The following is an 18,433-nucleotide window of genomic DNA, read 5'->3' on the forward strand; positions in this document are numbered from 1 at the left end:
GTCAGCGATCACGAGGGCCAACGCTGGTCGCCAGGCCGCTCGACGTTGCCGATAATGCCGAGCTCTTCCGGCCATTCATTGCCGTCGAGCGCAATGCGCAGATCCAGCCCATGCAGCATGGCGTGCTCCTGCGCATCCCGCAGCACATCGGGAAGATCACCGTTGAGGTTGATCTCGTCGGCCGGGGCCTGACCGGCGGTTGGACCACTAATCGACGCCGATCCGCGCAGCTTTCCTCGCCCTCCGATCAGTCGGACAAGCACGAAGGGGCGGCTTTCCTCACCGGTGCGCAGAAAGAACAGATCGTCGGTCGCCATCGGATGCCTCACGTCAACGAGTTTGGACACAGCATCTGGGGTCATAGAGGACGATCTCCAGGCCGAGCACATCGTCGTTCACCATCAAAGCGCATCAATAAGGCTTTCGGCTTGTTCAAGTCAGCTTGCAGGGTATCCGCTACGAGGGGTTTTCGCCTTGGTCGCGCAGATCGCGAAAAAGCCTGTCACGGTGGACCGGGCGGGCTTTTGAACGTTGGACGATCCGGCTTGGGACTGGAGACCGAGCCGGCCTCACCCACCCCTCGTTAGTTGAAGCGGTAGGACAGCTTCGCCGTCGCCGTGTGGAAGCCGAAGTCGCCGTTGGAGCGGAAGTCGGTGAACTGGCCGGGGACGACCGCCGTGCCGGAGCCGTCGAACGGACCGCCGTTGAGGCGGGGCGAGAAGTCGCCACCGATGGCGGAAGATGGCTCCAGGCAAATCGCTGCGACGACCGGCCACACGACGACGAATCGTGATTTTGTCGCCAATCGCTGAAGCCAAGCGTCCAATCTCACCGTAACTGTGGTCTCGGCCGTAAGGGAGACGGTTCGATCGAACCCCACAAGGGAGAGACGACATGCTGAAGACAATCATCCGAACCGGTGCCTTGGCAACCGCCCTTTCCATCGGGGCGCTGGGCGTCGGTGTCGGAGCCATGGCTCAGGACATGCCAATGGTCGGCGGCGCACCGATGGATCCGATGAAGACGATCCCGGAAAATGCGTCGAAGGCCTCGAACCTGACGACACTGGTGGCGGCCGTGAAGGCTGCGGGCTTGGCCGAGACGCTTTCGGGTTCGGGTCCGTTCACAGTGTTCGCGCCGACGAACGCCGCGTTCGAGAAGCTGCCGGCGGGCACGGTGGACGAACTTCTGAAGCCTGAAAACAAGGCCAAGCTCACCAAGATTCTGACCTATCACGTGGTCCCGGCCAAGGCGACGTCGGCGGAGGCCATGTCGATGATCAAGGCCGATGGCGGCAAGCACAACGTCACGACCGTTTCGGGCGACACGCTGACGCTTCAGATGAAGGGCGACAAGCTGGAAGTGTTCGATGAGTCCGGCAACGCGGCCACCGTCACGCAGGCCGACGTCCTGCAATCCAATGGCGTCGTGCATGTGATCGACACCGTTCTGATGCCGAAGTAAGCCCCCACCATTCTCCATCGAGAAGACGAAGCCGTTGGTTGATACCAACGGCTTCGTCACTTGTGCTTACGGGTTTCAATCCCAATCCAAGCCCGCTCTGTTCCCATCCCTGGCGAACCAAATGCCGCCTGCGACGTTTTGGACCCGACACATCTATCGGCACATGGCCGTTGGAACCACGTTCAGGGAGACAGGGATCATGGGTAGTACCTCGGACAAAGCTTCGGGCCTTACCAACGAAGCCATCGGCAACATCAAGCAGGGTGTCGGTAAGGCGGTCGGTAACGAGCGTCTGCAAGCCGAAGGCGCAGCGCAGGAACTGAAGGGCGAAGCCCAGCAGGCCGTGGGCGATGCTAAGGCGGCGGTGAAGAAGGGGGCAGACGATCTGTCGGACGCCGCGCACCGCAAGCTCTAAGTTCCAAGTTCTCGACAAATATCAAGGGTCGGACATTCCCGTCCGGCCCTTTTTTATGGGAGGCCGACATGGCAACGATCGAGGAAGCGCAGGCCGAGGGTAAAGCGGCCGCGCAAAAGGGAAGCCGACGCTCCTCCAACCCGCATCCCCCGCAAAGCGAGGAATGGACGTTCTGGATGGAGGCTTTCGATCAGGAAACGGCAAAGCTTGATCGCGAAGTGCCGGATCGCCGGGGACCCGATCCGGTGTTGCAGGACCGACCGGCCTCGTCCGCCAGCGACAGCGTCTACCGGTCGGCCAACGGCGACGACTGGCTTCTGGAATACGATGCGGCGGGCCAAGTCGTGGCGGTCGTTCATCAGGCGAACGCGGCCTCCGGCGGCGCGCGAACCCGGCTTGCCGTGGACGAGTTCTTGCAACGCTCAGGCGATAGCCCCGAAGCCGCTGCCGTTCGGGTTGCGCTGTCCCATTGAGAAGGCCGTCCCTGACACCTGCACACTGCCGGGCCGCACGGGCCCTGCTGGACTGGACTTTGAAGCATCTATCGGTGCGCTCGGGCGTTCCGAACGTGGCGCTGCGCAACTTCGAGCGCAATCGGCCTACTCTGTCGCCGGATGCCTTATCGAGCATCCAAGCAACGTTCGAAGCTGCGGGTGTCGTGTTCTACGACGAAGCAGATGCGCCAGGGCTGGAAGGAATTGGCGTTAGACTGCGTACGCTTTCGGTCTCAACGCGACTATAGTTATGGCAAAGCTCAGTCTTACCTCCGATCGGCAAAATTAAGTGCATCAAGCTGAACAAAGCTTCAAGTTCGTTGCATTTGCAAATTTTTAAATGGACGCTGGCTGGATAAACTTTTGAGGTGGCGAGCAGTACGCAACGAAGCCTCCGGTTATGAGAGTTCATTGTCGGTCAGTAAAAATATGGGGGCCCCATAAGCCTACCATTCGATCAACCGATCTTTCAGGTGGCCGCGTTCCGCCAATCTCACGTCACGCTGAGCAAACTGCAATCTTTGCTGCCGGACTTAAACGGCTCGACGCAAAAGGTCCTGACCGCTATCCCACCTCTCCGGTCGGCCGATCAGATATCCTTGGATCGCGTCGCAGCCGATGTCGCGCAGGAGCGACAGTTGCGAGGGAGTTTCCACACCCTCAGCCAAAATGGCGATCTCCAGCTTGCGGGCGATATGGGTGATGCCTTCTAGAACTGCCATGGAATGGCGATCCGTTTCGGCGGTGGCGACGAACGATCTGTCCACCTTGATTCGGTCGAGCGGGAAGTCGCGCAGATGCGAAAGCGACGAATAGCCCGTGCCGAAGTCGTCCATGGCAATCGTCACGCCGAGCCGTCGAATGGCCCCTAGCATCTCCGCGATTTGCGCGCCGTCTTCGACGATGGCCGTTTCGGTGAGTTCGATTTCCAGGCGGCAAGCGGGCAGCCCGCTTGCCGTCAAAGCCTGCGTCAGATGGGACAGCAACCGCGGCGAGCGGAACTGAACCGCCGAGACGTTGACCGCGACATAGGCTTCGCCTTGGAAGGAGCAGGCCTGACGACAGGCTTCCATTAGCACCCATGCCCCGATCTCAACGATCTGCCCGTTCTCTTCGGCCAAAGGGACGAACCGGGCGGGCGAGACCGACCCCAATGTCGGGTGATCCCAGCGGATGAGCGCTTCGTAGCCGATCACCCGATCGTCCGTCAGAGCGAGGACCGGCTGGTAAGCCAAGTACATCTCGCCACGTTCGATCGCCATACGCATGTCGGTTTCGAGTTGCGTGCGCTCCGCCACCGCCTCCATCATACCAGCGCTATAGCAGCTGATCCGCCCCCGCCCGTGACGTTTGGACTCGTAAAGCGCGATGTCGGAGAACTGCATCAGTTCGGCCGCATCGCGCGCATCATCCGTGCAGCACATACCGATACTGCAGCCGATGTTGATCGTAATCTCCTCGATCTGGAACGGAAAGGCGATCGCCTCGATGACGCGTTCGGCCACGCCCGTTGCTTGATCGAGATCGCCGTAGACAAGGATGGCCAACTCGTCGCCGCCGAGCCGCGACACGAAACCGGCTGGCCCTGCGATCTCCCGCAGTCGCGCTGCGACCTGCACGAGCAGCAAATCGCCGACGCCGTGCCCGTAGGTGTCGTTGACAGGCTTGAACCGGTCGAGATCGAGAAGAAGCAGCTTGAATCGTTGCTTGGGATGGAAGTCCTGGTCCATGCGCATGTTGAGTGCGCGTCGGTTGGGAAGTCTTGTCAGAGGGTCGAGGAATGCGAGTTCTTCGATCCGCCGCTGCGCCTTTCTCTCCTTCGTGACGTCATCGAAGGTGATGACCGTGCCACCGGATAGGACCGGTCGGATCTCCACTTCCATGATTCGTCCGTCGTCCATTGGATAATCTATGGTCGTGAAGCAATCGACCGCCTCCCACTCCGTCAGACGTTGCCGAGCCTTTTGGCGGCGTTCCGCGGTCCATTCCAGTCGGTCACCGACCAAGTCGATGATGTCCTGCGATGTGAGCCCCATTAATTGAGTGTCGGCATCGAAGCCGTAGATTTCCAGATAGCGTCGGTTGTAAAGCCGGACGCGATCGGTCTCGTCCAGGAAGACCAGCCCGTTCGACATGTTCTCCAGGGCAGTCGACAAGATTTGGGAGTGTGCCTTCTCCTGTGCCTCAAACCGTTGTGTCGCTAGGATCGTCAGGAATGCTCCCACGAACAACACGGCCGCGCCGGCAGCGGTAAAGACGCTCAGTGTTACATTCTCGTGGGGAACGATGGGAAGTGCGCCAAGCCGCTGCATCTCGGTACCGCCGATCGCCAAAAAATGCGTTCCGCAGACTGCCAGTGTGAACAGGGCGCAAACCCGGCGGGGGGTGGCCATGCGCGATGGCAGTGCGCATGCCAGACCCAAGGCGCAGGCCCCAAGGCTCCATGACGACGCAACGGCAAGGGGCGAATGGGTTTGCACGCATCCGTCCACCGCTGACATGCCGGTAAAGTGCATGGCACCTACGCCCAGACCCGCGATGCCGCCAAGGGTGGCGCGGCCACGCCACGATGAAATAAGCGGCGACAGGGCGAGCGGGACGCCGACTACAAGGACGGCGACGATTGCGGAGACAAGCGTCGTGACTCCCGTATAGGACAGCATCAGGTCCGATCGGTAGCCGAGCATGGCGACAAAGTGCGTTGTCCAGACCCCGATCCCCGCGACCAGAGCCGTTCCCACGATCCACCGGAAGCGGTGATGGTTCCTCGCGACCGCGATCTTGCCGAGAAGCGACGCGACCAACCAGCCTGCCACTACGCAGATGATCAGTGCGGTGACAACGAAGCCGAGCGAGTGATCGGCGGCAAGAACGGCAAGCGATAGCATCATGCCGAATGCTTAAACCGGGCTGCGTAACGGCTCCGTCAATCGAAACGGTGAGCGGAACGCTAAGAAGCCTAGTCGCTCATCAGATCAGGCACACTTGGCCAAGGAAATTTTGCGCTTGGAAGGGTGTGACGGCTCCTGGTCGAACGTCGAATGGTTCTGCGCCTGTTCAAAGATTGTCAGGCCGACCGCCCCCGCCACTTCCCAAAGAGCGTCTTCGGTGCATCGCGCCGCGATGACGAGGCCGATGCGGCGCATGTGACATCGCCCCATGCAATAGGTGGCCAGCGTCGCCCGCTGCAACATCGGCAGCTTTTGGACAACGCTGGAAACCCGCTCGTCCGAGGATCGAAGCAGCAGCGCCAGCAATTCGATCGGCACCGGACAGGTCGGCTCGTTAGGCTTGTAGCGTTGGGTCATGCTCGCCGCTCCAATGTTGATGAGAGCCTATCAACGCAGGGTGGGTTGGCGTGGAACTGGTGCGGGTTGCAGGAAACGATCGAACCTTCGGTCCGATGACATCCCGGCAACAGTGCTGCCGCCTCCGAGTTGGATCAGTGACCCTGACGATCGCATTCGTCGAGAACCATCTGGATCTCGCTAGGGTCGGCTTGGAGTTCGCTCTCGAGACCTGCCTCCAGGCGCTCGTTGGCGGCGCGGTACTCCTCGCACTGGCCGGTGCGGGCGAGCTTGGCGGGGGTAACCGGCGCGAACCAGTAGTAGGCGAGACCGGCAGCGACGACGAGGAAGACAGCGGCGGCAACGAGTTTGATCAGGGTACGCATGGTGGGCGGAAGCCAGTTGATGGAACGTTGCGCGATCTACGCGCTCCTCGCCTTGCCTCGACCTGTCGACATTGCGGGCAAGCCCCGTCGGGCCTCTCGCTTGGACAAGCACGCCCTCACGCAGCTCATGTTCTGCAAATCGCATGACCCGCCGCCGTCAAGCGGAACCAGGTTGTTCCCTGCCAACCGTGCGACACGTCGACGAAGCCAATCCGTGCCAGTTCGTAGGCTGCGATCAGAAGATCGTCCGAGAGGTCGCCGACCGCACGACCGACGCTGTCCGCGTGCGCGCTTCCATCGTCCAGTTTCAGAAGGGTGCGGACGTGCTGAAGGGTTAGGTCGCGGAAGCGGTACGAAGTCATCCACTGTAGATGGATGGCGAGCCATGTGCTGACCACATGGCTGCGACAAATTGGAACCAGACGGAGCGGATGTCGATTGACGTTCGTGGAACAAGCCGGAGCGGTTTCGTGCATAGCTTGAGAGTTCTGATCGTCGAAGACGAGCCTTTGATCGCGTTGGATCTGCAGGACATCTTCGAGGACGCGGGTCACACGGTTGTCGGGACCGCTGCAACGATGAGGGATGCCTTGCTTCGTGCATCCACGTCCACCCCATTCGATCTGGCGGTTCTCGACGTAGACCTTGCCGGAAGCGACGATGGGATCATGACCGCGAACCGTCTGCGAGACGAGTTCGGTATCGAAGCTCTCTTCGTTTCCGGTCGAGCCGATGCGGAAGTTCGGGCACGCCGGCTGAACTGGAAGCCGTTGGGCTTCATCAGTAAACCTTACCTTCCGCGCCAAGTGTTACAGGCAGTCCGTCAAGTTTCCTGCTACCGATAATCTCCAGCTTACACCCCTTGATCCTGCAGGCGAACCTGCGCCATGGATCGGGTTGCGTCGATCGTATGCGATGCAATGTCGATCCCATGGTGGCGTGTGAGCATGAAGAACGAAGAGGCGCGGCGCATCGCCGCCCGCAACCGTCAGATCATCAGCAGCGTCACCGAGTTCGCGATCATCGCCACCGATCGTGCCGGTCTCGTGACGGAATGGAACATCGGGGCCGAGCACATTCTCGGATGGACGTTGGTGGAGATGATCGGGCGTAGCGCCGAAACCATCTTCACGCCCGAGGACCGCGACAACCGCCAGATCCAACGGGAGATGACGACCTCGCTGGAAACGGGGCGGGGCGTCGACGAGCGTTGGCATCTGAAGAAGGACGGCACGCGCTTCTGGGCCTCGGGGGAGATGATGCCGCTGCGCGACGAAGCCGACGAGCACATCGGGTTCGTTAAGGTTCTTCGTGACCGGACCGAGCAGCATCTGGCTGGTCTCCGGCTGAGAGAGGTCGAAGCGCGTCTCGAGAAGGCCCAGGAGGTTGGCGGTGTTGGGACCTTCAGCGTCGATATCGCCACCGGCGTGCTGACCCCGACCTCGCAGTTCTGTCGCCTGTTTGGCTTGCCTGTCGGCGGAGAGCGCCCGGCCCAAGAGTTCGAGCGGTTGGTGATTGAGGACGATCAGGACCTCGTTTCGAACAACTCAACACGGGCGGCAGGCGGCGCACCTCGCGATGTTGAATATCGCATCCGCCGCGCCGACACCGGCGAGCTGCGCTGGATCGCTCGCAAGGGTGAGTTCGAGTTGGACGACGGAGGTCGGCCCGTTCGCTTCCAGGGCGTTGCCCGCGACATCACCGAGAAGAAGGAGGCGGATCAGCGTCTCGCGTCGAGCGAGCGAAAATGGCGCGGCCTGTTCGAGCAGTTGCACGAAGGTTTCCTGATCGGATGCGTGGTTCGGGATCCCACTGGTCTTATCATCGACTGGCGCTATGAAGAGGTGAACCGGGCCTGGGGTGAATTGGTCGGCATCGATCCAGCCTCCGTGGTGGGACGAACGGTGCGCGACCTGATTCCCGGCGTCGAGAACGAATGGATCGATGAGTTTGCCCGCGTCGTCGAGAACGGGCAACCAACTCGCTTCACCCGGCAGGTGGGCCCGCTCGGACGGTGGTATGACGGAGCCTGCCAGCCGATCGGTGACGATCGGTTCAGCGTCATCTTCCTCGAAGTCACCGATCGGGTTCGGGCAGAAAGCCTACGCCTTGGACTCGCCGAACTCGGCGAAGCTCTCGGGCAACTTGAGAAAGTTGAGGCCGTGCCAAGTGTGGCCGCCAGCATCATCGGGCGTACCCTTCATGTCGGCCGGGTCGGCTACGGCACCGTAGCGGAGGATGGCAAAACGTTCCACGTCCCCTCGGACTGGACGGAAGAAGGCTATCCCAGTCTGGCGGGCACCTACCGAATGGACGACTACGGCCTTTACGCCGAGGACCTACGCCAGGGGCGGACGGTGGTGATTCCCGATATCCGGTTCGACCCGCGAACGGCGTCCGATACCGGCCCCTTGGAGGCGGTGTCGGTCCGTTCGCTGATCAATCACCCGATCATCGAGAACGGGCAGACTGTTGCCGTACTCTACGTCAACGACGATAGCGTGCGTCATTGGACCAATGAGGAGGTTGACTTCCTTCGAGAGGCTGCGGGTCGCACGCGCACCGCCATCGAACGGCGGCGTGCCGAGCTGAGCCTTCGAGAAAGCGAACAGCGCCAAAAGCTGGCGCTGGCGATCGGCGACGTCGGCACGTTCGACCTCAATCTCGCGACGAAGGAACTTGTCTGGGACGACCGCACCAAAGCGGCTTTCGGCGTGGCACCCGATCGCACCGTCTCGCAGGACGAGAAGCTGGCGGCCGTTTATTCCGACGATCGATCCATGTTCGATGCGGCGTTTCGAGCCGCCATGTCGGGAGAGTTGTTCGACTGCGAGTTCCGCGTCCTTGGCATCGACGACAAGGTGTTGCGCTGGGTCGCCGTTCAGGGGCGTGTTGTTGGCGAGACGAGCGGGGCGCGCCACTTTGTCGGCGCGGTTCGCGATGTGTCGGCGCGGGTGGCTGCCGAAGAGCGTCGCAACATTCTCAACCGCGAACTGGCGCACCGTTTGAAGAACACCCTCGCCATCGTCCAGGCGATCGCGACGCAGACGCTGCGGACGGCATCGGACCTGCCGAGCGCCAAGGATGCCCTGACGAGGCGTATTCAAACGCTGTCGAAAGCGCACGACGTCCTCCTGACCGGCCAACACGATGCGGGCGCGATCGACGCGGTCATTCGCGGCGCGGTGACCTTGCACGACCCCGACGAGCGCATCAGTCTGCGTGGACCAGCCTTGGATATCGGTCCGAAGGCGGCGCTAACCCTCGCCTTGATCATGCATGAGCTTTCCACCAACGCCGCCAAATACGGCGCGTTGTCCGTGCCGGACGGTAAGGTTCACATCGCCTGGGTCGTCGATGTGGATGGCGAGATCAAACGACCGACGCTCGCTCTGAGTTGGCGCGAGATTGACGGCCCGCCTACAAGCCCACCGACGCGAAAGGGGTTCGGGACCCGGTTGATCGAGATGGGGCTTTCGGGTTCGGTCGGGGGATCCGTCGAACTCGACTATGCCAGCGATGGTTTGAAGTGCCGGATCGTCGCGCCTCTGACCGAAGTACAGGCGGATGACGACGTATGAGCGATGCTTTCTTTACCGACCCCGAGAACCGGGTCGTGCTCCAGATCTGCCGGACGTCACCGGGCTTCATCCCGATCGTGGTGGGCGGGAAGCTGCACCCGGTCCGCGAGAGTATGATCGATCACTACCCGGTCCCTGCCAATCTTTCCGCCGATGATATCGTTCTTGGGCTGGAAGTGCTGGGCTGCAAGCTGGAGCGCAGCGCCGCCGCCGATGTGGTCGTGCGGGAACCACAGATGTTCAAAACGGATGCATGGCGAGATCGTGCTCGGCAGATTCAGGCTGTGATGAGCGACGAATGGGAGGGCAGCCCAACCGTGTTGTCGGACTACCTGCACGCTCGTGCGGGTGATTGATGAGATGTCCACCGAATCGCATCGGTTTTCGACCGTGACATAACGACCCGTTAGCCCTCCGCATGTGACCTAGCGTCACGCAATGCAGAGGGACAGCTTCCATGCCGATGAACCTCGACCTGAACCAACTTGCCGTGCCGGTCGTCATTGCGAGCGTCGAAGGGGAAGACCACTTCCGAGTGGTCGGCATGAATGGTGCCGCAGAACGTGAATTCGAGCTTTCCAACGCCATCGTCGCTGGCCGCCTGTTCGACGATTGCTTCGACGCGCGTCTCGCCGCCTCGTTGACAGGACGCTACCGGGTTTGTGCGCGTACCGGCAAAGCGCAGCAATTCGAGGAGTTCATCGACCTGCCGAACGGGCGACGCTGGTTTCGCACGACGATCTCGCCATGTCTGGCCGCACAGTCAGGCGTGGTCGTGCGCATCATGTCCGTGTCGCAGGACATCACGATGATGAAGCGGCTTCATCGCAAGCTACAGGAGTTCGCCTATCAGGACCCGTTGACAGGTCTAGCCAACCGGCGCGGGTTCGATCAAGCCGTTGAGAACGCCTGTGACGAAGCCGTTTATAGTGGAGATGGCTTCTCGCTGGCCGTCGTCGACCTCGACGAATTGAAGGTTATCAACGACACACATGGTCATCAAGTTGGCGATGACGTCATCCGGTTTGTCTCTCAGACACTGAGCAGTTTCTTGACATCTGGTGAACTGGCGGCGCGGGTGGGTGGCGACGAGTTCTATCTTCTTCTTCGCGAGCCGACACGCGACGATCTCGACCATCGTCTCGACCGATTGCGCGCCATCGTCGATCAAGGACTCTATACATCCAGTCTCGATGCCGCGATCACTTTAAGCGTCGGAGGTGCCGCGTGGCAACCAGGAGACGACGCGCACCATGTTCTCGCCGATGCCGATGCGCAGATGTATGCCGAGAAGGGCATACGCAGACTGGTGCGGTTCATCGATCAACGGATGTCCAGTGTCGCTGCCTGATCTTGCGTTAGGGCGGATCTGTTCCTTCGCTGGATTGGCCCTGCCATAAACAACTTAAAGGACAGTCAGCTAGTAAATCGGCCGAAGACCATACCTCTTCCCTTAAGGCTGTTGCGCCATGCTTCTACAACCTGAGGGAAGAAGCGATGCGCCTGACATACCCCTACCCTATGCCAGTGGACGAGGCGGAGCGCCTCGACGCCCTGGCATCGTTCTCGATCTTCGACACCCCAGCCGAGAAAACGTTTGATCGAATCGTCGAAATCGCAAGTCGGATCTTCGATGTCCCGATTGCGCTGGTTTCGTTGGTCGGTAAGAACCGCCAAACCTTCAAGGCTCGCATCGGGTTGACCGCGTGTGAGACGAGCCGGGATGTTTCCTTCTGTGCGCACGCGATTATGGGGAATCACGTCTTCGTTGTCCCTGATGCAACAAGGGATGAGCGGTTCGCTACCAACCCATTGGTAACGGGCGAGCCGCATATCCGGTTCTATGCCGGCGCGCCTCTGATCGACGAGAATGGTCATCGCCTGGGATCGCTTTGCATCATCGACAAAAAGCCGCGAGAACTGTTTTCGCCGAACGATCAGGCGATCCTCAGCGAACTGGCTGCAGCCGTTATCGAGCGAATGCAGGTTCGCAGACTTATCAGTGAGAATGCCACCAATCAAAGCCGGCTCGAGAACATCACCGCCGCTTCACCGGACGCTATTGTGGCGGCAGATGGAAGGAATCTCATCCAAGCCTGGAACGCTGCGGCCGAGACAATGTTTGGTTTCTCCGCCGCTCAGGCGATCGGTCAGCCGCTCGACATCATCATCCCATCAGCCTTGCGGCCAGCCCATCGGCGCGGACTGCAGCGTTCGGTTGAGCACGGCTCGTCCCCTCTGATGGGGGCTCCGATCAGTATGTCCGCCCTGCACGCGGACGGAACCGAGTTTCCGATCGAGATCTCTCTTTCACGGTGGACGGAGAATGGGGAACCGCGTTTCGGTTCCATCATTCGGGACATTACGGATCGCAAGCGAGCCGAAGAGAAGCTGCGGCACGACGCAGAATATGACCATCTGACGGAACTCCACAATCGCGCCAGCCTCATTGGTCGGCTGGGAGAGGCTTTCCGAGCCGACGAAGTCGTCAGCCTCCTGATGCTCGATCTCGATGGGTTCAAGGACGTCAACGACAATCTTGGACACGCCGTTGGGGACGATGTGCTGCGCGTCGTGGCTCTCCGCCTTCGCCGACACATCGACCCCAGTCACATGGTCGCGCGGCTTGGCGGCGACGAATTCGTGGTTCTCATTCCAGGCTGCGGCGATCCGCTCGTCGCGCATAGGCTGGCCAGCGAACTGATCGCAGTAATCGAGGAGCCGATCGAACTCGAACATGAGGTTATTCATATCGGCGTCAGCATCGGCGTCGCGCTTCGGACGCAAGGCGGCTGTAGTGCTGAGGAGCTTCTCGGTGATGCCGACCTCGCGCTCTACCAGGCGAAGGACGACGGTCGCCATCTCGTTCGCCTATTTACGCCCGAGCTTAGACGCGCCACCGTATCGAGAAGCTCGATTAGTTCAGGGTTGCGACGGGCTTGGGAAAAGGGTGAGTTCGAACTTTATTATCAGCCGCAGGTGCATTTGGAAGATCGCCGACTGACGGGCGCTGAGGCGCTGATCCGCTGGAACCGTCCGAACCATGGTGTCGTCGCGCCGGGTGCGTTCATTTCCGTGCTGGAAACGAGCCTGCTTGCGGTTCCCGTCGGGGAATGGATCCTACGGGAAGCCTGCCGGCAGGCGGCCGCATGGCGAGCTTTCGGTCATGTTGACTTCCGGATGGGCGTCAACCTATTCGCCGCTCAGTTCAATATCAGAGATTTCGCCGCCTCCGTGCTCTCCGCGTTATCGGACTATGGTTTGCCAGCGTCGGCACTTGAACTGGAAATCACCGAGAACATCATCCTTCGACATGACAAGAAGATCGTCGAACCTTTGCAACAGCTTCGTGAACATGGTGTGGGCGTTGCCTTCGACGATTTTGGCACGGGTTTCGCTTCGCTGAGCATGTTGAAGAACTACCCGGTGACGCGACTGAAGATCGATCGCTCCTTCGTCAGCGATATCCAGCGCAGCCTCAAGGACCGAGCGATTGTCGAGTCCGTGATCAACATGGCGCGCGCGTTCGATCTCGACGTGATCGCTGAAGGCATCGAAACCGAGGATCAGGCGAATGTTCTTCGCTTGGAGGAATGCCAGCAGGGGCAGGGATATCTTTTTGGAAGACCAATGCCAGCGATGGCGTTCGAAGAAAGTTTGCTGGCATCGAAACCCGGCGCGGCTGCGACCATCGCTTGTCCGGGAGCGGCGGCAAAGCGTCAGCGCAGGGCGTAGCATACGCTTCAATTATCGACGCAAGCGAGCCTTCTCCGAGAAGTTGTGCTACCGAATACGACGAGAACGACTTTGGATCAGCGTGGTCAGATGCTCGATATCGCCCAGCGATGCATACGCCGCATCGCTCTTCCGACAGGCGAGGAGTTCGCGGTCGATGGCAGCATGAAGTTGACGGACTTCTTCGGCGACAACCTTACCTTGGTTGGACAAGCAAACCGTTGTCTTGCGCGCATCTTGCGTATTGCGGGTGCGCACGATCAGTTGCCGTTCGGCCAGCCGATCCAACATTTTGGAGACTGTCGATGGACGCACGCCGATCCCTTCTGCGATCCGTGTTCCGTTCGCTTCCCCTAGCTGATCGAGCATCAACAGAAGCTCGTCCTGCCCCGCGTGTAGTCCAAGGTGTGCGAGCTTCGCCATCATGAACGCTCGGGTCGTCTTCGCGAGTTGCAGGATACCGCCAATATAGGATGCCTCTACATCAGTCAGCTCAGGTACATGACCTGCGTCGGCATCTGCGTCTGTCATTCCGCGATCCCCATCACCCGCTAGACGTCTACACATATTCGACTCTGCATCGGTCCGAACGCCGGTAGGTTGAACCGATTACTATAGCGGACGCAGTGGGATGCAACTTTTTATTGTGACAACCCTTGCCGCCGATTGGATGTTAGGCAAAATATCGGTTCGCGATGCGCTTGAGCTGGGCTAGTTTGCCGACTTGCTGGAACTGCTCGAAACGGCGGTGCGAGCCAGCGAAGGTCGTATGTCGCCAACTCAGCTGCGACATTTCCAAGCCCGTACGATCACCGTTCGTTGGCGAGCGCCTTGAGCGCAACGCCGTCCGCTACCCTTCGAAAGGCATATGAGGCGGTCGCCTCTCTTCCATGGAGAATGTCGCGGGATGTGCACAGACCACCAAACCCGCCCTGATCTCATCGCCTTCCTGCAACGCGGCCAGGACGTGGTCGACAAGGCGCCTAGCCTCGATCCGGCTCATCCCGTCCTCTTGGATGGTAAAGGCGATGCGATCGATCAGTTCGTTCATGCTGGCTGCCTGCGTCATTTTGGCAGATAGTTACGGATGGAACATTCCAACGGATGCATCCACTCAGGACAGCGCGACCTGAAGCAGGACCGTCCCGTCATCCTTGTTCCGTGCAGGACGATGGATCACGCTGCGAACGAAAGCCTTGCGCGGCCCCTCGTCGTTGGGTCGCACGATGATCGTATCGCCCACGCGCGGTAGCATCTTGAACTTACGCACGCCCCGTAGCGCCTTACCGCCCCGCATCAAGACTTCAACGAAACACGTTACCAGCATGCTCATCCTCGCGATTATATCGCGTCGTATATGCTTTAAGCAGGCCGGCGGTTCCCGATGTGTAAAATACCCCTGATAATCGGCTTTTCACGCGATGTGAACTTGGGGTCAATGGAGGATCCACATATCCGACAGACTGTAGCCGAACACGCGGCGATTTGCGAAGCGACCGCTGAGGCCAATCCGGATGTCGCAGGCGGGGCCATAAAGCGACATCTGAAGCGCAGCCACCACTTGGTCGGCCACCATTTAGTGGCTCGGTCCAATTCTAATGCCTGGGGGCTTGGCGGCCACGGTTGAGGTGGCCTTTGAGCTGAGTCGGGGTAGCGCAGCCGGCAATAGCACGGCGGCAAATGCCGTTTGACAGTAGCCACGTGAGAAGCGCGGTCGCCGGGTGTTGTAGTATCTACACCAGCCCTTGATCTCGGTCCGGGCCTCGGTAAAGCTATATAAAATCTCGCGGTTGAGAAATTCGTCGCGAAGAAGGGAAGACCGCTTTCCAGGAGCAGACCAATCTTCGTTCCGCCTTGCCTTCGTGCACCGGGTGCTTTCCGAGGATACCTTGCGGAATCAAAGTTGAGCCTGCGCATGCGCCGACCGGGACCGCGCGACATCAGTTGCATCCACGTTAGGTACCTCGTGCCGACGAAGTTTCCTGCTTACTAATTGCTACGCGCACCGGCTGATACAACCTCTTGTCGGAACGTCGATATCCGTTTCCAAGATCGCTCGGCGAACGCGTGACGGGCGGGAAGGGGTCGATAGCGGCTGGACCGTTTCCTGGCCCGACGAGGCGGTAGCGGACTGTGCTCATCCCCGGCTGAAGAACGATCCCAACTCTGCGGCCAGTTCCTCGGGCGCTTCCTCGGCCATATGATGACCGCAGTCGAGGCTGCGTCCATCGACGTTCTCGGCCCAACTACGCCAGATGCCGAGAATGTCGCCGTGCAGGTCCTCAAGGTCGTCTCGTGCCGACCAGAGAACGAGAAGTGGACAGGCTAAGCTTCGGCCCGCCGCCCGATCGGCTTCGTCATGCGCCCGGTCGATGCCGAGCCCCGCCCGGTAGTCCTCGATCATGCCATGGACCGTTGCCGGATCGTGTATGGCGGCATGGAAGTCGGCATAAGCCTCTTCGCCCATGGCGTCCGCGTTCACACCATACCAAGCGTCCGGGTCAGCGAGGATGGCCCGTTCGGGCTTCTCGGCCTGCGCGAAGAAGAACCAGTGATACCAAGCGGTGGCGAAACGCGCGTCGCAGCGTTGAAGCGCATCAGCGATGGGGATGCCGTCCAAGATCGCGAGACGGCTGACGACGTCCGAATGGTCCATTGCGGTGCGGAAGGCTGTGTACGATCCTCGGTCGTGGCCGACGAGCCCGAAGCGGTCGAAGCCGATGTGGTTCATGAGTTCCACACAGTCCCGGGCCTTGGCTCGTTTGGAAGAGCCGGAATGGTCAGGGGTGTCCTGCGGCTTCGAGGACTGACCGAACCCGCGAAGGTCCGGACAAACCACGGTGAAACGATCCGCCAGGATGGGGGCGACGCGGTGCCAGGTTGCGTGAGTGCGAGGGTGGCCATGAAGCAGGAGGAGGGGCGGTCCGTTTCCCCCGATGCGGACCCGAAGCATCGCCTCGGAAAGCTCAATCCGCTCAAGCCTGAACCCTTCGAACATACTATCTGCTTCCCGGTCCCAGATGCGCCGAGCATCAGGTAGGGCCGCGTCCACTTCTGGGTATCACCCGTGTCCGCCCAACGTCTCGGACAGGTCACTTGCCACCGCCAGCCCTTGTCGCATGATAGACGCGCGCTTGCGATAAGCGGCTGACCATGCGTCGATCCGCAGGGTGAACCAACAGGCCGTTGGCCAGACCTTTGAGACGGACAAAGGATGAAGCGGGGAACTGACGTAGTTATCGGTCTGGTTTCTCTGAAAGGAAGCGATTTAGCCGGCGTCGCCACTTTTGGTAGGCGACAGGTTGGCCTCTCATTCACCGACGTGCAGTCGCACTCTTCTGGCACGTCAATGCTTCACATTGCCGCGAACAAACGGAACTTTACGTCCAGCGCGCTTTTCCTGTGCCGCTGCCAATTTTGGCGTGGAGCTCGGGGAGGGGGTGTTGGCAAAGCCAAGTGAGGTCGTCCATGGACAGAGGGAACTTCCTCTCCTGACTGTCCAGAGCTACAGCCTACCGTTGAAGGATGGTTCTAAGTTCATCGGCGACCGCGCCAGCGGGACCGAGTTCCGAGAAATTCTCAGCCGTCATCGCGGTTTGGCCAGCGCGTTCGGACCGAAGCCGTTCGGGTCAGAGAAGACCGTTGATATCGACAGCAAGAAGTTGGACGGGGCGTTGGCGAAGGATCGAACCAACCCCGAAAAGCGGACGATCGAGCGGTCGGTGGAGGAATTTGCCGAACAGTTTACCTCCGTTCTCCTTCGGTTTCTCCAGACTCCCGAATGGAGCGGCACCGAACGAGTGGTTTGCGGCGGCGGGCTGTCGCAAGGTGACGTGGGGGAGGAGGTGTTCGGCCGGGTCGAGACCCTCCTCCGAGGCTCCTATCCCTCGATCGAGGTCAAGCGACTGCACCATCATCCCGACGAAGCCGGCATGATCGGTTGGGCTTTCGTTGCGCCCGCCTATGTGCTGGCGCAAGGCAATGGCTTCCTGGCGATCGATATCGGTGGCACCAACTTGAGATGGGGTATCGTCCGCGTCAACGGGCCAACCGACGACGCCGGTAGCTACAGCGTCGTCTGCAAGGACAAATGGTGTCACGCGGAAGACAACGTGAGCCGCGACGACGTTGTGGAACGGATGGCGCTGGAACTTCGGCGAGCCGCCGACGCAGCGGGCTCCCGAGGCGTCACCCTTGCACCCTTCATCGGCCTTTCGTGCCCCGGGCTCGTTTCGCCGGACGGCCGGATCCTGCGGGGCGTTCAGAACCTGCCCGGAGACTGGAGCGACGACGACTTCCTCTTTCCGGACCGGATCGCAGATCAGGTCGGAATGATCGGCGGAGCGGTTCCAACCGTTCTTCTCCACAACGACGCCGTCATTCAAGCACTCAGCGATGCTCCTTTGATGGTCGGGGTTGAACGATGGGCGGCGGTCACACTGGGAACGGGTCTTGGCAACTGCAGCTTCGCCAACAGGACGGTGAGGCCATGTCCCTGAGCACTTGACGGCTCGCCGACCCCAAGTGAACGCCAACGGCAGCGTAGGGCCACCAGCATAACCGGCATTTCGATCCTGGTGAGATGGTGGGCGACGGGAGACTCGAACTGCTGGCATCCACGGTGGAGCCGTAGCGGTTTTCTCTCGAATGTATGCGCGACAAGGCGTTTAGGTTGCAGGAGGCCGACCCAAGTGAGTGACGGCGATCGGGTTGCCGCAAGGAGGGCTAAACGTAAGACCTTGCCACCTTCTTCATCCAAGCGATACAAAAACCAAGCTGTTCGCGTTCACTCGTCGGCGACGAGAACCTCGGCGCGAGCTGTTTGCAGGTCCGTATAATTCCATACACATCATCCAGCACCACTGTGCGAACATGTCGTAACCTGTAGGTTGTGTCTGTAGTCCTCCAGAAGACGATCGGACCATGCAGGATGCGGATGGCAAGGGTCGTGATAAGGGGGCGGCGGTTATGTCGACTGCCGCACGCTTCCGATACGCTCACGCGATTTGTAACTTGGCGGAGCGGATACAGCATATCGATCCGAAGGCAGCTCAGCATCTCGATCGTGCTG

19 protein-coding genes and 1 pseudogene are annotated in these 18,433 nt (G+C 60.3%); 8 read left to right on the top strand and 12 right to left on the bottom strand.

Going from position 1 to position 18,433, the window contains the following annotated elements; translation table 11 throughout:
• Positions 1–8 precede the first annotated feature (8 nt).
• Positions 9–317 (bottom strand): hypothetical protein, encoded by a 309-nt coding sequence (locus H7A85_RS19215; protein WP_182422150.1) that lies wholly within the window; start codon positions 315–317, stop codon positions 9–11.
• Between the two features lie 266 nt (positions 318–583).
• Positions 584–778, bottom strand: a complete 195-nt coding sequence (locus H7A85_RS19220; RefSeq protein WP_182422151.1) for a hypothetical protein — start codon at positions 776–778, stop codon at positions 584–586.
• A gap of 116 nt (positions 779–894) precedes the next feature.
• Between H7A85_RS19220 and H7A85_RS19225 the strand changes: the two genes are divergently transcribed.
• The 3 genes from H7A85_RS19225 to H7A85_RS19235 all read left to right on the top strand — a co-directional run bounded on the left by H7A85_RS19225 (position 895) and on the right by H7A85_RS19235 (position 2,352).
• On the top strand, positions 895–1,464 hold the full coding sequence (locus tag H7A85_RS19225; RefSeq protein WP_182422152.1) for a fasciclin domain-containing protein: 570 nt from the start codon (positions 895–897) through the stop codon (positions 1,462–1,464).
• 199 nt (positions 1,465–1,663) lie between these two features.
• Complete coding sequence (locus tag H7A85_RS19230; protein ID WP_182422153.1) at positions 1,664–1,879, top strand: CsbD family protein; 216 nt, start codon at positions 1,664–1,666, stop codon at positions 1,877–1,879.
• Positions 1,880–1,947: 68 nt separating this feature from the next.
• Positions 1,948–2,352 carry a hypothetical protein gene (locus H7A85_RS19235; RefSeq protein WP_182422154.1) on the top strand — a complete coding sequence of 135 codons (405 nt, stop codon included), beginning with the start codon at positions 1,948–1,950 and terminating at the stop codon, positions 2,350–2,352.
• Between the two features lie 554 nt (positions 2,353–2,906).
• Here the strand turns inward: H7A85_RS19235 and H7A85_RS19240 are convergent.
• From H7A85_RS19240 to H7A85_RS20920, 4 genes are all read right to left on the bottom strand, one after another.
• Positions 2,907–5,264 carry an EAL domain-containing protein gene (locus tag H7A85_RS19240; RefSeq protein ID WP_182422155.1) on the bottom strand — a complete coding sequence of 786 codons (2,358 nt, stop codon included), beginning with the start codon at positions 5,262–5,264 and terminating at the stop codon, positions 2,907–2,909.
• Between the two features lie 84 nt (positions 5,265–5,348).
• Positions 5,349–5,681: a hypothetical protein gene (locus H7A85_RS19245; RefSeq protein ID WP_182422156.1), complete on the bottom strand. Its 333-nt coding sequence runs from the start codon at positions 5,679–5,681 to the stop codon at positions 5,349–5,351.
• A 134-nt stretch (positions 5,682–5,815) separates the two neighbouring features.
• The gene (locus tag H7A85_RS19250) at positions 5,816–6,046 is read right to left on the bottom strand and encodes a hypothetical protein (protein ID WP_182422157.1); all 231 of its coding nucleotides are present in this window, start codon (positions 6,044–6,046) and stop codon (positions 5,816–5,818) included.
• 125 nt (positions 6,047–6,171) lie between these two features.
• Positions 6,172–6,852: a hypothetical protein gene (locus H7A85_RS20920; RefSeq protein WP_244631291.1), complete on the bottom strand. Its 681-nt coding sequence runs from the start codon at positions 6,850–6,852 to the stop codon at positions 6,172–6,174.
• A gap of 141 nt (positions 6,853–6,993) precedes the next feature.
• Between H7A85_RS20920 and H7A85_RS19265 the strand changes: the two genes are divergently transcribed.
• The 4 genes from H7A85_RS19265 (at position 6,994) to H7A85_RS19280 (ending at position 13,362) form a co-directional block, all read left to right on the top strand.
• Positions 6,994–9,627 (top strand): PAS domain S-box protein, encoded by a 2,634-nt coding sequence (locus tag H7A85_RS19265; RefSeq protein WP_182422160.1) that lies wholly within the window; start codon positions 6,994–6,996, stop codon positions 9,625–9,627.
• On the top strand, positions 9,624–9,983 hold the full coding sequence (locus H7A85_RS19270; protein WP_182422161.1) for a hypothetical protein: 360 nt from the start codon (positions 9,624–9,626) through the stop codon (positions 9,981–9,983). The genes H7A85_RS19265 and H7A85_RS19270 overlap by 4 nt, the downstream gene beginning before the upstream one ends.
• Positions 9,984–10,084: 101 nt before the next feature.
• The gene (locus H7A85_RS19275; protein WP_182422162.1) at positions 10,085–10,978 is read left to right on the top strand and encodes a sensor domain-containing diguanylate cyclase; all 894 of its coding nucleotides are present in this window, start codon (positions 10,085–10,087) and stop codon (positions 10,976–10,978) included.
• A 146-nt stretch (positions 10,979–11,124) separates the two neighbouring features.
• Positions 11,125–13,362 carry an EAL domain-containing protein gene (locus tag H7A85_RS19280; RefSeq protein ID WP_182422163.1) on the top strand — a complete coding sequence of 746 codons (2,238 nt, stop codon included), beginning with the start codon at positions 11,125–11,127 and terminating at the stop codon, positions 13,360–13,362.
• A gap of 48 nt (positions 13,363–13,410) precedes the next feature.
• Here the strand turns inward: H7A85_RS19280 and H7A85_RS19285 are convergent, their stop codons facing one another.
• From H7A85_RS19285 to H7A85_RS19310, 6 genes and pseudogenes are all read right to left on the bottom strand, one after another.
• Positions 13,411–13,893 carry a MarR family transcriptional regulator gene (locus tag H7A85_RS19285; protein WP_182422164.1) on the bottom strand — a complete coding sequence of 161 codons (483 nt, stop codon included), beginning with the start codon at positions 13,891–13,893 and terminating at the stop codon, positions 13,411–13,413.
• Between the two features lie 319 nt (positions 13,894–14,212).
• Complete coding sequence (locus H7A85_RS19290) at positions 14,213–14,413, bottom strand: hypothetical protein (protein WP_182422165.1); 201 nt, start codon at positions 14,411–14,413, stop codon at positions 14,213–14,215.
• Between the two features lie 63 nt (positions 14,414–14,476).
• Positions 14,477–14,695 carry a hypothetical protein gene (locus H7A85_RS19295; protein ID WP_182422166.1) on the bottom strand — a complete coding sequence of 73 codons (219 nt, stop codon included), beginning with the start codon at positions 14,693–14,695 and terminating at the stop codon, positions 14,477–14,479.
• Positions 14,696–14,797: 102 nt separating this feature from the next.
• The gene (locus H7A85_RS19300; RefSeq protein WP_182422167.1) at positions 14,798–14,938 is read right to left on the bottom strand and encodes a hypothetical protein; all 141 of its coding nucleotides are present in this window, start codon (positions 14,936–14,938) and stop codon (positions 14,798–14,800) included.
• A 117-nt stretch (positions 14,939–15,055) separates the two neighbouring features.
• A pseudogene (locus H7A85_RS20925) lies at positions 15,056–15,178 on the bottom strand (integrase core domain-containing protein); the annotation flags it as partial.
• A 321-nt stretch (positions 15,179–15,499) separates the two neighbouring features.
• On the bottom strand, positions 15,500–16,360 hold the full coding sequence (locus H7A85_RS19310) for an alpha/beta fold hydrolase (RefSeq protein WP_182422168.1): 861 nt from the start codon (positions 16,358–16,360) through the stop codon (positions 15,500–15,502).
• 424 nt (positions 16,361–16,784) lie between these two features.
• On the opposite strand from H7A85_RS19310, the gene H7A85_RS19315 reads away from it, so the two are divergent.
• Positions 16,785–17,861, top strand: coding sequence for an ROK family protein (locus tag H7A85_RS19315; protein WP_182422169.1), 1,077 nt, complete (start codon positions 16,785–16,787; stop codon positions 17,859–17,861).
• Positions 17,862–18,433 lie beyond the last annotated feature (572 nt).

Source organism: Aureimonas sp. ME7 (genome assembly GCF_903970965.1).
In the GTDB taxonomy this organism is placed as follows: Bacteria; Pseudomonadota; Alphaproteobacteria; order Rhizobiales; family Rhizobiaceae; genus Aureimonas.